This window comes from Pantoea sp., from assembly GCF_039594315.1.
Lineage (GTDB): Bacteria > Pseudomonadota > Gammaproteobacteria > Enterobacterales > Enterobacteriaceae > Pantoea.
Window position 1 is genome coordinate 105,696 of the sequence record NZ_JBCNNP010000006.1, and the last position, 12,359, is coordinate 118,054.

General features: G+C 54.4%; 14 protein-coding genes and 1 riboswitch. Of the genes, 7 read left to right on the forward strand and 7 right to left on the reverse strand.

Going from position 1 to position 12,359, the window contains the following annotated elements:
• Positions 1–44: 44 nt before the first annotated feature.
• Both ABDW13_RS06600 and ABDW13_RS06605 read right to left on the reverse strand, forming a co-directional pair.
• Entirely contained in the window at positions 45–1,004 is a 960-nt protein-coding gene (locus ABDW13_RS06600) for a 2-hydroxyacid dehydrogenase (RefSeq protein WP_343551683.1), read from the reverse strand.
• Positions 985–2,379 (reverse strand): MFS transporter, encoded by a 1,395-nt coding sequence (locus ABDW13_RS06605; protein ID WP_343551684.1) that lies wholly within the window; start codon positions 2,377–2,379, stop codon positions 985–987. Before ABDW13_RS06605 ends, ABDW13_RS06600 begins: the two co-directional genes overlap by 20 nt.
• A gap of 339 nt (positions 2,380–2,718) precedes the next feature.
• On the opposite strand from ABDW13_RS06605, the gene ABDW13_RS06610 reads away from it, so the two are divergent.
• From ABDW13_RS06610 to tssD, 3 genes are read left to right on the forward strand one after another with little or no spacing between them, the layout of a single operon-like run.
• Positions 2,719–3,165, forward strand: a complete 447-nt coding sequence (locus ABDW13_RS06610; protein WP_343551685.1) for an STM2901 family protein — start codon at positions 2,719–2,721, stop codon at positions 3,163–3,165.
• Positions 3,156–3,506 carry a DUF1493 family protein gene (locus ABDW13_RS06615; RefSeq protein ID WP_343551686.1) on the forward strand — a complete coding sequence of 117 codons (351 nt, stop codon included), beginning with the start codon at positions 3,156–3,158 and terminating at the stop codon, positions 3,504–3,506. The genes ABDW13_RS06610 and ABDW13_RS06615 overlap by 10 nt, the downstream gene beginning before the upstream one ends.
• A 24-nt stretch (positions 3,507–3,530) precedes the next feature.
• The gene (gene tssD / locus ABDW13_RS06620; protein ID WP_343551687.1) at positions 3,531–4,016 is read left to right on the forward strand and encodes a type VI secretion system tube protein TssD; all 486 of its coding nucleotides are present in this window, start codon (positions 3,531–3,533) and stop codon (positions 4,014–4,016) included.
• 61 nt (positions 4,017–4,077) lie between these two features.
• On the opposite strand, the gene ABDW13_RS06625 is transcribed toward tssD, so the two are convergent.
• Complete coding sequence (locus tag ABDW13_RS06625; RefSeq protein WP_343551688.1) at positions 4,078–4,572, reverse strand: GNAT family N-acetyltransferase; 495 nt, start codon at positions 4,570–4,572, stop codon at positions 4,078–4,080.
• Between the two features lie 64 nt (positions 4,573–4,636).
• On the opposite strand from ABDW13_RS06625, the gene ABDW13_RS06630 reads away from it, so the two are divergent.
• A complete protein-coding gene (locus ABDW13_RS06630; protein WP_343551689.1) occupies positions 4,637–6,469 on the forward strand; it encodes an ABC transporter ATP-binding protein in 1,833 nt (610 codons plus the stop codon).
• On the opposite strand, the gene ABDW13_RS06635 is transcribed toward ABDW13_RS06630, so the two are convergent.
• Positions 6,466–7,590 (reverse strand): GNAT family N-acetyltransferase, encoded by a 1,125-nt coding sequence (locus tag ABDW13_RS06635; protein WP_343551690.1) that lies wholly within the window; start codon positions 7,588–7,590, stop codon positions 6,466–6,468. The two genes, ABDW13_RS06630 and ABDW13_RS06635, sit on opposite strands and share 4 nt — an antisense overlap.
• Before the next feature lie 362 nt (positions 7,591–7,952).
• Between ABDW13_RS06635 and ABDW13_RS06640 the strand changes: the two genes are divergently transcribed.
• The 3 genes from ABDW13_RS06640 to ABDW13_RS06650 all read left to right on the forward strand — a co-directional run bounded on the left by ABDW13_RS06640 (position 7,953) and on the right by ABDW13_RS06650 (position 10,509).
• A complete protein-coding gene (locus ABDW13_RS06640) occupies positions 7,953–8,852 on the forward strand; it encodes a LysR family transcriptional regulator (RefSeq protein ID WP_343551692.1) in 900 nt (299 codons plus the stop codon).
• 98 nt (positions 8,853–8,950) lie between these two features.
• Positions 8,951–9,892 carry a glutathione S-transferase family protein gene (locus ABDW13_RS06645; protein WP_343551693.1) on the forward strand — a complete coding sequence of 314 codons (942 nt, stop codon included), beginning with the start codon at positions 8,951–8,953 and terminating at the stop codon, positions 9,890–9,892.
• Between the two features lie 11 nt (positions 9,893–9,903).
• Positions 9,904–10,509, forward strand: a complete 606-nt coding sequence (locus tag ABDW13_RS06650; RefSeq protein WP_343551694.1) for a prolyl oligopeptidase family serine peptidase — start codon at positions 9,904–9,906, stop codon at positions 10,507–10,509.
• A 10-nt stretch (positions 10,510–10,519) separates the two neighbouring features.
• On the opposite strand, the gene ABDW13_RS06655 is transcribed toward ABDW13_RS06650, so the two are convergent.
• From ABDW13_RS06655 to ABDW13_RS06665, 3 genes are all read right to left on the reverse strand, one after another.
• The gene (locus ABDW13_RS06655; RefSeq protein WP_343551695.1) at positions 10,520–11,317 is read right to left on the reverse strand and encodes a sugar phosphate isomerase/epimerase family protein; all 798 of its coding nucleotides are present in this window, start codon (positions 11,315–11,317) and stop codon (positions 10,520–10,522) included.
• A 107-nt stretch (positions 11,318–11,424) separates the two neighbouring features.
• Positions 11,425–11,802 carry a fluoride efflux transporter CrcB gene (crcB, locus tag ABDW13_RS06660; RefSeq protein WP_039333080.1) on the reverse strand — a complete coding sequence of 126 codons (378 nt, stop codon included), beginning with the start codon at positions 11,800–11,802 and terminating at the stop codon, positions 11,425–11,427.
• Positions 11,803–11,892: 90 nt separating this feature from the next.
• Positions 11,893–11,968: riboswitch (Fluoride riboswitch) on the reverse strand.
• 35 nt (positions 11,969–12,003) lie between these two features.
• The gene (locus ABDW13_RS06665) at positions 12,004–12,177 is read right to left on the reverse strand and encodes a hypothetical protein (protein ID WP_343551696.1); all 174 of its coding nucleotides are present in this window, start codon (positions 12,175–12,177) and stop codon (positions 12,004–12,006) included.
• Positions 12,178–12,359: the final 182 nt, after the last annotated feature.

Consider the following 12,359-nt stretch of genomic DNA (forward strand, 5'->3'; position numbering starts at 1 on the left):
CAGAACCGGTGTTGTAGGGTCGCCATTGATGGTGACCTGGATAATCACACCACTCTGGTCAGCACATCTTCGCCTTGCGAAAACGCCAGCAGATTCTCGAACACCAAATCGGCCATTGCCGCCATGGTCTCTACGGTGCTGCTGGCGAGATGCGGCGTGATCACCACATCATCACGACCACGCAGCGCTTCGGGCACCGCAGGTTCCTGTTCAAACACGTCCAAACCGGCACCGGCAATTTCGCCCGCCTGCAATGCGGCGATCAGCGCCTGTTCATCGACTACGCTGCCGCGCGCGATATTGATCAAAAAGCCCTGCGGCCCCAACGCGCGCAGCACTTCCGCGTTGACCAGATGATGGGTTGCAGCGCCGCCCGGCAACGTTAGCACCAAAAAATCGGCCTGCTGCGCTAGCGACAACAGCGAATCATGGCGCGTGAAAGGCACATCAGGACGCGAACGCGGATTGTAAAAATGGATATCCATATCAAACGCCTGCGCGCGTTTCGCCAGTTCTTTGCCGATGCCGCCCAATCCAACAATGCCGCAGACTTTGCCACCGATTTTAGTGGTCAGCGGATAACGTCCTTGCGCCTGCCAGTTGCCGGCGCGCACATAGCGATCTGAGGCGCTAATACGACGCGCCACATCCAGCAACAGCGCCATGCCGGTATCCGCCACGCAAGCGTTGAGCACCCCCGGCGTGTTGGTTACCACAATGCCACGCGCCTGCGCGGCGGCGGTATCAATCGCGTCATAGCCAACGCCGTTGCTGCATATCACTTTCAGATTAGGCAATTGCGCGATCAACTCGGCACTGGCGCCCATCAACGCATTGCCGCTGGTGACCAGCGCATCAATGCTTGCGCCATGTTGTGCCAACCACGCCGCCTGATCCTCCTGCTGCCACAGGCGAAAAGTGGTGAAATGCGCGTCGAGATTGTCCTGTAAGCGCGCCGGTAACAGCGGCCCTTTCAGCAATACCTTATACGGCGTTGATGCCATCTTTTTTCCCCTGTTTTTGATATGACGTCGCGGCGGCATCCTGCTCTTCGCCAACGCGTTCAATCGGCCCCATCACCAGCAAGAACAACAGTGCTGCCACCACGCAGTGCGCGCCAACAAACACCAATCCAATGCTGTAACTGCCGGTTAAGCCAACGATGATGCCGAACAGCAGCGGTGTGATGAAACCGGCCATATTACCGATGCCGTTAAAAATCGATCCCGCCAGACCAACCGCTTCTTTCGGCGCGGTATCGCTGACAATCGTCCAGGTTCCCGCGCCCGCCGCCACGCCTTTGCCAAAGAAGGCGAACGACATAATGGCGATAATGCCGACGTTGCTGGGGATCACCGCCGCCAGAATCAACGTAGCTGCCATCAGCATGCCAACGATGTACGGCGTTTTGCGCGCCCACGACAAGGTCCAGCCGTTAGCCAGTAATTTATCCGAGATATAGCCGCCGCTGATGCCGCCCAGGAAGCCAAACACTGCCGGTGCGATAGTGGCAAAACCGGCATCAAGAATGTTCATGCCGCGCGCCTGCACCAGATAAATCGGGAACCAGGTGATAAAGAAGTAGCTGAGCGCGATGATGCAATACTGGCCGATGTAGGCGCACCACAACATGCGGTTGGTCAGCAGCTTTTTGAACATCGCTTTGCTGAGTGGCGGACGCGCTTTAAGCGTCTGTTCGGAATCGATATCCACCAGCGCACCGTTCTGTTCAATGAAACGCAACTCGCTTTCCGAGACCTGTGGATGCTGGCGCGGGCTGCGCATGTAGCCGAACCAGATAAACACCGCCAGCACGCCGATGCCGCCCAAGACAAAGAACGGCCATTCCCAACCGAAGCGTGATACCAACCAGCCGGAAAGCGGCGAGAAAATGGCGACGGCAAAGTATTGCGCCGACGCAAATAACGATGACGCGCGGCCACGTTCAGCGCTGGGGAACCACATGATCACCGCACGCGCATTGGCGGGGAAACTTGGCGCTTCAATCAGTCCGAGGGCGAAACGCAGCGCAAACATCAAGGTCAGCGCCATAGTCATGCCGCTAGAGAATTCGCCGACAAACCCCATCAACAAGGTCGAAACTGACCACAGCGCCAGCGTTACGCCATAAACTTTTTTGGTGCCGAAGCGGTCGAGGAACAAACCGCCGGGGATCTGACCGATCACGTATGCCCAGCTAAAGGCCGACAGGATCAAACCAAGCTGGATCGCTGATAATCCAAATTCATCTTTGATCGCCGATCCGGAGATCGACAGGATCGAACGGTCGGCATACGCCACCACCGAAAGAAACAGGATCAGACACAAGATCCACACGCGGACGTGGCTATTTTGCGGGCGGTTATTCGCTGTTTGCATAAGCTGAGTTCCTCAAAAGGAGAGCGCGATGGGGCGGAATACCGCGTTATTTCCACTCTTCAGCAACTATAGAGAGCCGCATGCGCGCTGGTCATTGTGCGATTGGAGGAATCGGCGGGGGAAAATCGCGTCAGATTTGGCATCTGCCACAAAGCGAGGTGCGGCGCTGCACAGAACCCTAAATATTTGCGCTCGATTGCGCTGAAATGTGCGCCAGGCGGAAGAAAAATCTTCGCATCGAAACTATGAGCAGACTCAGAATAGTTAGTTTCCCTTTTTACAGATGAAGCATTACTATTCATTAAATACCATTACTAAATGCAAGGGATTGACTAGCCAATGGATACGGTTGAAGAAATTAGTGGGACGTATTTTTTTAATGGAATGTCCAACCTCTCAGCAACGGAATTATATTTCTGGGTGCTATTGGATGAAGCCGGAAAACAACTTGGTACTGATGACTTAGTTACGTTAGCGCTTATCATTTTGGGACAACCAATTAAAGGAACCAGAGGGAAACCGGCTGGCGCAACCAAAGGCACATCATATCTCAGTTCATATTTGAGGCAGTGGCTCAGAGTAGAAGTAAAGAACTGGCCGACACTTACGACAGGCAGCATAAAACGTCGAAAATTTTCCTATGTAAATAACTTAGGAGCATTTGTGGGCAGATGGATACCCATCCTGGGAATTGTCATCTTAGCCTATGATGTGAGTGCGATATCTTATAAAACGACTGCCAGATATAACCTAATCGCCCGTGGAAATGACAAGTTATGGAACTAGGGCCAACGGAAAAAAGCATAATTGAGTGGTATAAGCAGAACTGGAATGGGCAGACACTGCTGTCACGAACTCCTTGGCCTGTAAGCCTAGATACCAGCTTATCTACTGGCGATCACGCCTGGCTAGTGGAAACTGGGGAAGAGATCATGAATGATTATTTTCATCGGTTTGGCATTTCCCACTCTGGTTTCGATCTACTCGAATATTGGCCTGTGGAGCCTGGATGGATCCCCAACATCTTGTTGCCGAAATCAATGAGAAATGAATATAAAGCACCTAAAAAACTCACGTTAAGAATGTTAGCTGAGTCGGCTAAAGTTGGGCGCTGGTTATACGATTAAACAAACGCAAGGAGCATTAATAAAATGGCCGTACCTGTTCACTTATATTTAACCGATGATGGCGGTGCAGTAATCCGAGGCTCCTCTGACGTGCATGAGCGCGAAGGAAGCATTGAATTGAGAGGATTACATCACTGTATAACTATTCCCACCGATCCGATGACAGGAAAGGTGACCGGCACTCGACAACATGCCCCCTTCAATTTCAGCAAGGAACTTGATAGCTCATCGCCTTACTTGTTCAAAGCTGTTGCAACAGGGCAAACCCTAAAATCCGCTGAGTTTCGTTTTTATCACATCAATGATGCCGGACAGGAAGTTGAATATTATCGAATCACGCTTGAGGGAGTAAAAGTCATATCCGTCTGCCCAATAATGCATGACACAAGAGACTGTCCAGGCACAGGCCACATGGAAGAAGTTGCATTGAACTACGAGAAAATAACCCATCTTTATAAAGATGGGAATTTACTGGCGCATGACGCCTGGAACGAGCGCTCCACGGCGTGATCTGAAACAACTGTAGGGGGGCCCGCGGGCCTCTCGTCGTAAATCCAGTGCGAAACGGAATTCAATCGCGCAGTTGCGCCATCACCACAATGTCATGCAGCTCGCCGTCGCGCAGGCAGGCTTTGCGTTTGAGGCCTTCGCGCTCGAATCCCAGCTTGTGATACAGACCCAGCGCACGTTCGTTATCGTGGAACACTTCCAGTTCAATGCGCACCACGCCGAGCCAGTTATAGGCGTAATCAATGGCGTTGCGAATCAGCTTCTCACCAATGCCGCGTCCGCCAAAGGCGGGATCAACGCTGATACCGAAACTGATGCTGTGACGTGTACGCGGACGCTGTTCGACAAACAACGTCAGTTCGCCGACCATCGCGCCATCAATCTCGGCGACAAAGCCGATGTAGCCTAGCTCATCCATCTTCTCGAATTTTTTCTGCCAGGTTGCCACGCTCGGACACGGTAACTGCGTGGTCCAGCGGTAAACCTCAGGATGGCTGTATAAACGTTGATAGGCGGCGGCATCGCCCGGCTCGCGACCGCGAATAATTAAATCCATGTCGGTGTTCCCTTTTCTCATGCACTAAGCTGTTAACTCTCACCAATTCGGGAAGAGTGACTCTATGTTGTATCGTCGTTTTGAACGTTTTATCAATATTTTCCAGGATGCGCCAACCGATTCCCCGCCCACCAGCATGTGGCCGTTTTACTTCTACTACCTGCGTCAGGTGTGGCCGAGTTTTGTCGCGCTGCTGATTGTTGGGCTGGCGCAGGCACTGATTGAAGTGGCGCTGTTTAGCTATCTCAGCCGCATTATCGATCTGGTCAATAAATCCACGCCCGCCACGCTGTTCAGCGATAACTGGCAAATCTTGATGTGGATGGCGTTTGTCGCGCTGATTCTGCGGCCGGTGGTGATCGCGCTACACGATATGCTAGTGCATCAAAGCATTAACCCGAGCATGACCAGCATGATCCGCTGGCAGCATCACAACTACGTGCTGCGCCAAAGCCTGAACTTCTTCCAGAACGATTTTGCCGGGCGTATTGCACAACGCATCATGCAAACCGGTAACTCGCTGCGCGATTCGGCGGTGCAGCTGGTCGATGCGATTTGGCATGTGGTGATTTACGCCGTGACCTCGCTGGTGCTGTTCGCCGAAGCCGACTGGCGTTTGATGATTCCGCTGGTGATTTGGATTGTGGCGTACAGCGTGTCACTGAGTTTCTTTGTGCCGCGCGTTAAACAGCGTTCGGTGGTGTCATCGGAAGCGCGCTCCAAATTGATGGGCACCATCGTCGATGGCTACACCAACATCGCCACCATCAAACTGTTTGCGCACAACGATTTAGAACGCAAATACGCGCGTGAAGCGCTGCAAGAGCAAACTGACAAAACCCAGCATGCCAGCCGCATGGTGACCACCATGGACGTCACGCTCTCAACGCTGAATGGCTTGCTGATTGTCAGCACCTCGGCGCTGGCGCTGTGGTTGTGGAGCCAGTCGCTGATCAGCGTGGGGGCGATTGCGCTGGCTACCGGTTTGGTGATCCGCTTGGTGAACATGTCCGGCTGGATCATGTGGGTGGTGAACGGCATCTTCGAAAATATCGGCATGGTGCAGGATGGCCTGAACACCATCGCACAGCCGCTCAGCGTGCAGGACGCGCCGGATGCCAAACAGATGAAGGTGAAACATGGCCAGATTCGTTTTGAGGATGTGCGCTTTGATTACGGCGGCAGCCGCCAGGTGATCAATCGCCTCAATCTCAACATCAAACCGGGTGAGAAAATCGGCTTAATTGGGCCATCTGGCGCCGGTAAATCAACGCTAGTGAACCTGCTGCTGCGGCTGTACGACATCAACGGCGGACGCATCCTGATTGACGATGACAACATCGCTGAAGTGACGCAAGAGAGCCTGCGCGGGCAAATCGGCATGATTACCCAAGATACCTCGCTGCTGCACCGCTCGATTCGTGACAACCTGTTGTATGGTCGGCCGGATGCCACCGAAGAGGAGTTACAGACGGCGATTATCCGCGCACGCGCCGATGAATTCATTCCGTTGCTGTCGGATCCGCAAGGCCGCACTGGCCTGGATGCGCACGTTGGCGAGCGCGGCGTGAAGCTGTCGGGCGGCCAACGTCAGCGTATCGCCATTGCGCGCGTGTTACTGAAAGACGCGCCGATTCTGATCATGGATGAAGCCACTTCAGCGCTGGATTCTGAAGTAGAAGCGGCGATTCAGGAGAGCCTGGAAACGCTGATGCAGGGCAAAACGGTGATCGCCATCGCGCACCGTCTTTCGACTATCGCCAAGATGGATCGCTTGGTGGTGCTGGAGAAAGGCGAGATTGTCGAGATGGGCAACCACCGCGAACTGCTGGCGCACAATGGATTGTATGCGCGCCTGTGGCAGCACCAAACCGGCGGTTTTGTCGGCGCGGATTAATCGCCGCGTCGATATGGCAGGGCATCGCGCGCTTCCAATGCCCAGGCGCGCATCCCTGCCCGTTCTTCCACTAAATACGCCGCCACTGCTTCACGTAAGCCTGAATGACACAGATAGTGCCAGGAATGGGTGATTTGCGGTTCGAAGCCGCGCACCAGCTTGTGTTCGCCTTGCGCACCGGCATCAAAACGCTGCAAACCTTCCGCAATCGCAAAATCCATGCCCTGATAGAAACAGGTTTCAAAATGCAGGCGATCAAACTCCGCCAGACAGCCCCAATAGCGGCCATACAGCGTGTTGCCATCGACTAAACAAAACGCCATTGCCGCCGGTTGTCCTTGCAGCGTGGAGATCACCACGCGTATCGCATGCGGCATGCGTTCGGCCAATTGGCTGAAGAACTGGCGCGTCAGATACGGACGCTGACCGCGCACCCGATAGGTGTTGGCGTAGCAGGTGTAGACGAAATCCCACTGATCTTCGCGTAGTTCATCGCCGCGATACCAGATGAATTCGAAACCGTTGCTCATCACCTGTTCACGCTCTTTGCGCAGCTGTTTGCGTTTGCGCGACATCAGCGTATCGAGGAAATCCTGGAAGTCACGATAGCCTTTGTTGTGCCAGTGATACTGAATGCCGAGCCGCTCCAGCCAATCGGGTTGTTGCGCCATCAACGTGTTGGCAAATGGCGTGGTGAAGTTGATATGCGCCCCGCTCAGGTCGTGTTGCAGCAATTCATCCGGCAATGCGCTGAGCAGTTTGGTCAGCGCTTCGTCGTCACCCAACAAGCGTGCGCCGGTGACCGGGCTGAACGGGATCGCGCCCAACCATTTGGGATAATAGGGAATGCCAGCGCGCCCGCAGGCATCGGCCCAGGCGTGATCGAACACGTATTCGCCGCGCGAATGGCGCTTGCGATAACCCGGTAACGCCGCGCGCAATACCCCGTTTTCCCGCCACAGCAGATAATCGGTGTGCCAGCCATTTTCTGGCCGCACGCAGCCGCTCTCTTCCAGGGTTAAGAGAAAGGCGTGGCGTAAAAACGGTTGATCGTTAGGTAACAGCGCATCCCATTCGACAGCAGAGATTTCCGCCAGCGACGACAGATGAAGCAAGGACATTCACGGCTCCCGGCCAGGTGAAAGCAGGCGCTTAGTTCAACAGGTTTTGCCGCGCGGGAAAAGGTGCAGCGCACTGAATGCGAATTCGTGCCCCGTTTCGGCAATGCGCAATAAATTGCGCCGCTACGGTAGGTGCGGTTTGTGATTGATGCGCATACACATCGCACGCATTTGTAGCGGCGCGATTTATCGCGTTCAGTTGATTTTAAAAAGGTCAAAACAACGCAATAAATTGCGCCGCTACGGTAGGTGCGGTTTGTAATTGATGCGCACACACATCGCACGCATTTGTAGCGGCGCGATTTATCGCGCGTCGTTGATGTATGCGTATAATCAGGCTTTTCTCGTTATTGGGAATTTTCATGGATCGACTCGATTGTGACCGCATGTTTGTCGCCGTGCTGGAAGTCGGCAGCTTTGCCGGTGGCGCTGAACGCCTTGGCACCAGCAGCGGACAGGCATCCAAGCTGGTATCGCGGCTGGAACAGGAACTCGGCGTGCAGCTGTTCAAACGCAGCACGCGCGCGTTGTCGCCAACCGAAGTCGGTCGCGCCTATTACGAGCGGGTGAAAACCTTGCTGGAAGCGTTTGATACATTGGATGCCACAGTACGCGACAGCGCAACCACGCCGACCGGTCGCCTGAAAATCAGCGCGCCCGGCACCTTCGGCACCGCAATCCTCGCCAGCGTATTGGTGGAGTTCGCACGCCACTATCCCAACATCGAACTTGATGTGAATTTCTCCGATCGTGCGGTCAACATCGTCGATGAAGGGTTTGATATGGCGATTCGCATCGGCAAGCTCGACGACAGCAGTTTGATCGCGCGTCGACTCGGCGATGTACCGATTCGCGTGGCGGCGGCACCCGGCTATTTGCTGCAACACGGCACACCACAGCACTGGCGCGATTTGGCCTCACATCAATGCATCAGCGACACCAATTTCCGCGATCCGTGGCACTGGCCGTTCGTCACGCCGTGTGGCGACAGCGTCAGCATGCCGATTCGCGGTCGCCTGTGTTTTTCCAATACCGAAGCCTGTTTGCAGGCGGCGATTGCCGGATTAGGCATTGCGCGGCTGCCCGGTTTTATCGCCGCGCCCGCCTTGCAGCGCGGCGATATCGTCTCGCTGCTGGAGGAGTTCGCCACGCCGCCGCTCGGCCTGTTTGCACTTTATCCACCGGCGCGTCATCTGGCGCAGAAAACCCGCTTACTGATCGATTTCCTCGCCGATCATTTCCTGCATCATCCGCCTGGCTAATTCCTTCCAATTTGGAAGCAATGAAAGCCATTTTGCCCGGATTATCACCGATTCAGCAGCGCTGTATGCTCTCTTCATCACCACAGAGGAGAATTGCGATGCTGGTAAACGGTAAGTGGAGTGCAGAGTGGCACCCGGTGCAAGCCACCGATAAACAAGGCGGATTTGTCCGTCAAACGTCCAGTTTCCGCCACTGGATCACCGCTGATGGCTCCAGCGAATTTGCCGCTGAAGCGGATCGCTATCACCTGTATGTGGCGCTGATTTGTCCGTGGGCATCGCGCACGCTGCTGGCGCGCAGTTTGAAAGGACTGGAGGAAGTGATCAGCGTGTCAGTGGTCGAGCCGCAATTGGGCGCACAAGGCTGGCGTTTCGGCGATTATCCGGGTGCCGACCGCGACTGGCTCAATAAAGCCGAATACATTCACGAACTCTACACCCGCGCCGATGCCGATTTCACCGGCCGCGCCACCGTACCGGTGCTGTGGGACAAGAAAACGCAAACCATCGTCAACAACGAATCGGCCGATATCCTGCGCATGTTAAACAGCGGATTTGGTGATTTAGCTGACGATCGCATTGATCTGTATCCCGAAGATCTGCGTGCGGAGATCGACGCACTCAACGAAGCCATCTATCCGCGCCTGAATAACGGCGTGTATCGCACCGGTTTCGCCACCACGCAAGTCAGCTATCAGCAGGCGTTTAATGATGTGTTTGGTCAGTTGGATGAGCTGGAGCAGCGCTTGCAGGATGGTCGCACTTTCCTGCTCGGTGAGCGTTTAACCGAAGCCGATATCCGCTTGTTCGTTACGCTGGTGCGTTTTGACGCCGCGTATCACGGCCTGTTTAAATGCAACCTGCGCCGCCTGCGCGACTATCCGCTGCTCGATCGTTATCTGAAGAGTATGCTGTCGGTTTCTGGCGTGCGTCAGACGGTGAATATCGACCATATCAAACAGGGCTATTATTCGATTAAAGCGCTGAATCCCAACGGCATTGTGCCGGTTGGCCCAGATATGGCGGCTTACGGTTTATAAGGAGCGTTGCGATGGCGAAAGCCCTGGTGATTTTTTTACATGGCGTTGGCAGCAATGGCGACGATTTGGCGGTGCTCGGTCAACATTGGGCCAGCCTGCTACCGGATGTGGCGTTTGCCTCGCCGAATGCGCCCTTCCCCTTTGAGCATGCGATGGGATATCAGTGGTTTAGCTTAACCGGCATCACCACGGAAAACCGTCCGGCGCGAGTGCGTGCAGCGCGCGCGGCGTTCGATGACACGCTGCAACAGCTGATGGCGCAGCACGGCATGGCGGATGCGTGGGACAAAGTGATTTTGGTTGGCTTCTCGCAAGGTTCGATCATGGCGCTGGATGCATTAGCATCGGGCCGTTATCCGCTGGCGGGTGTAGTGGCGTTTTCCGGACGCTTGTCGGTCGATGATGCCTTAACGCCGCTGCCGCACATTCCTGCGCTGCTGATTCATGGCAAAGCAGATGATGTGATTCCCTTCAGCGAGAGCGAATCGGCGGCGCAGCGTTTGCAGCAGGCGGGCGTGACGGTTGAAGCAAGTTATGAAGCGGCAACCGGCCACACCATTTCATCGCAAGGCGCGATGCAAGCGGCCGGTTTTATTGCTCAGTGTTTACAGGACTAGGTTGACAAAATCACGGCCAGAAGCGGTTTAACGCCTGCCACGCCTTGTTTGCAGCCACTTCCGGTGGCTGCGCTTTTAAGCCATCGTTGAACACTTCAATGCCCACCGGTCCGCTATAACCGGCACTTTTCAACTTATCGACGAAACGATCGACATCAATGATGCCGTCGCCCGGCAACAAGCGTTGGTGGCGCGCGTAATCACTTAATGGCTGTTTATCCTGCGGCGGCATCTCAGCCATATCGCACAGTTGCACTTCATAGATACGATCGGCAGGAATGCCATCCAACTGCGAAGCATCGCCACCTAACGCGCTGATGTGAAACAGATCGACCACCAAACCGATGTTCGGCTGATCAAGACGTTGCAAGCGTTCCCACGCCAGCGGCAAGGTGTTATCGACGCTGCACCACGCCATCGGTTCGTACATGATGCGCATGTTGTAACGCGCGGCTTCCGACGCCATCCATTGCAGATCTTCATCAATACGCGCCGCCACGCAATCTTCCCGCGTGCTGGCGGGTGCCTGAATGGTATCGCAGCCGATGGATTGGGCGATTTGAATAAATTGACGCAGTTCGGCGCGTTTTTGCTGGCGTTCGCGATCCGGCGCACCGGTGAAATCGCGCAGCACCTGCACATTGGTGAAGCCGAGCTGCAATTGCTCGGCGATGTGCGGCGTACTGGCTTGCACATCGTCGCGCCAGATTTCAACCTGATCAAAACCGGCTGCGCGCGCGGCACGCAGCTTGTGTTCAGGTTCACCGTTTAACAACACCAGGTTAAGGAATTTGGGGTTACTTCGCATCAACAGGCTCCTTAATCGTCCGGATAAATCGGTGACAGCGTCTGCGCGTCACGCGCGCAAACCGCCGTTTAGTATCTACCTCTTAATAGTTATTTCAAGCCTGACGGTTATCCCAGCAGATTCACCACGGCAAAACCGGCAAACGTCATCAACAGTGAACCGATGACATGCACCATCACGCTCGACATCGCCCACAGATATTTGCCGGTTTGCAGCAGCCCAACGATTTCCGCCGAGAAGGTGGAAAAGGTGGTTAACCCGCCGCACAAACCAGTGACAATCAACAACTTCCAGAAGGGATCGATATGCGGATTGCGCACAAAAAACGCCAGCGCCGCGCCAATAATAAAGCCGCCCACCAGATTCACCATCAAGGTGCCCGGCGGCAGATTGGGAAACAGCGCGTTAAAACGTAATGAAATTAACCAACGTAGCGAGCAGCCAACCGCACCGCCAAGCACCACCGCCAGTAACGACTTCAACATAGTTTGGAGCTCCTGAAATAGATTACGCGCAGGGCCGCGGCAGGACAGAAAAACGCCTGACACACCGCCGTCTCCCGCGCAGGGATACCAGTGTTGTCAGGCGTCATCAGCCGTCTGTGACCAGAACGGCGGTTGGGAAAGGTGGCACGCCATCACCTTAGGCGGGTGATAATACGCTGGCTTGGTAATCTAGACAATAAATCAAGAAATATGGGATTCGGCTCGAAAGTCTGCCAGCAATTCTTCGCGAGAAATGCCGAGATTTGCAGCTTTATCATGCTCAGATAAAGCGAATAATAAGAGCAGCAATGCTGCATCTTTGGGATACTGCTTTTTATGAGGTGAACCAATAAATTTAAGCGAGTAAATTTTCATATTAGGCTCCAGGAATTTTGATGTTTTATAGCGCTTATCAATTCCTGGTATATTGATTTAGCAACCTTTTAGAGCGCACATACCGTAGCGGCGCAATTCATTGCGCAATATCACAGCGGGAATTAAATCCAAACAACGCGATAAATCGCGCCGCTACGAAAACCGTACAGCTCAAACGTAGG

Excerpts from the sequence above, each read along its gene's own strand:
- ABDW13_RS06600 (WP_343551683.1), bottom strand. The coding sequence starts at position 1,004 with ATGGCATCAACGCCGTATAAGGTATTGCTGAAAGGGCCGCTGTTACCG.
- ABDW13_RS06605 (WP_343551684.1), bottom strand. The coding sequence starts at position 2,379 with ATGCAAACAGCGAATAACCGCCCGCAAAATAGCCACGTCCGCGTGTGG.
- ABDW13_RS06610 (WP_343551685.1), top strand. The coding sequence starts at position 2,719 with ATGGATACGGTTGAAGAAATTAGTGGGACGTATTTTTTTAATGGAATG.
- ABDW13_RS06615 (WP_343551686.1), top strand. The coding sequence starts at position 3,156 with ATGGAACTAGGGCCAACGGAAAAAAGCATAATTGAGTGGTATAAGCAG.
- tssD (WP_343551687.1), top strand. The coding sequence starts at position 3,531 with ATGGCCGTACCTGTTCACTTATATTTAACCGATGATGGCGGTGCAGTA.
- ABDW13_RS06625 (WP_343551688.1), bottom strand. The coding sequence starts at position 4,572 with ATGGATTTAATTATTCGCGGTCGCGAGCCGGGCGATGCCGCCGCCTAT.
- ABDW13_RS06630 (WP_343551689.1), top strand. The coding sequence starts at position 4,637 with ATGTTGTATCGTCGTTTTGAACGTTTTATCAATATTTTCCAGGATGCG.
- ABDW13_RS06635 (WP_343551690.1), bottom strand. The coding sequence starts at position 7,590 with ATGTCCTTGCTTCATCTGTCGTCGCTGGCGGAAATCTCTGCTGTCGAA.
- ABDW13_RS06640 (WP_343551692.1), top strand. The coding sequence starts at position 7,953 with ATGGATCGACTCGATTGTGACCGCATGTTTGTCGCCGTGCTGGAAGTC.
- ABDW13_RS06645 (WP_343551693.1), top strand. The coding sequence starts at position 8,951 with ATGCTGGTAAACGGTAAGTGGAGTGCAGAGTGGCACCCGGTGCAAGCC.
- ABDW13_RS06650 (WP_343551694.1), top strand. The coding sequence starts at position 9,904 with ATGGCGAAAGCCCTGGTGATTTTTTTACATGGCGTTGGCAGCAATGGC.
- ABDW13_RS06655 (WP_343551695.1), bottom strand. The coding sequence starts at position 11,317 with ATGCGAAGTAACCCCAAATTCCTTAACCTGGTGTTGTTAAACGGTGAA.
- crcB (WP_039333080.1), bottom strand. The coding sequence starts at position 11,802 with ATGTTGAAGTCGTTACTGGCGGTGGTGCTTGGCGGTGCGGTTGGCTGC.
- ABDW13_RS06665 (WP_343551696.1), bottom strand. The coding sequence starts at position 12,177 with ATGAAAATTTACTCGCTTAAATTTATTGGTTCACCTCATAAAAAGCAG.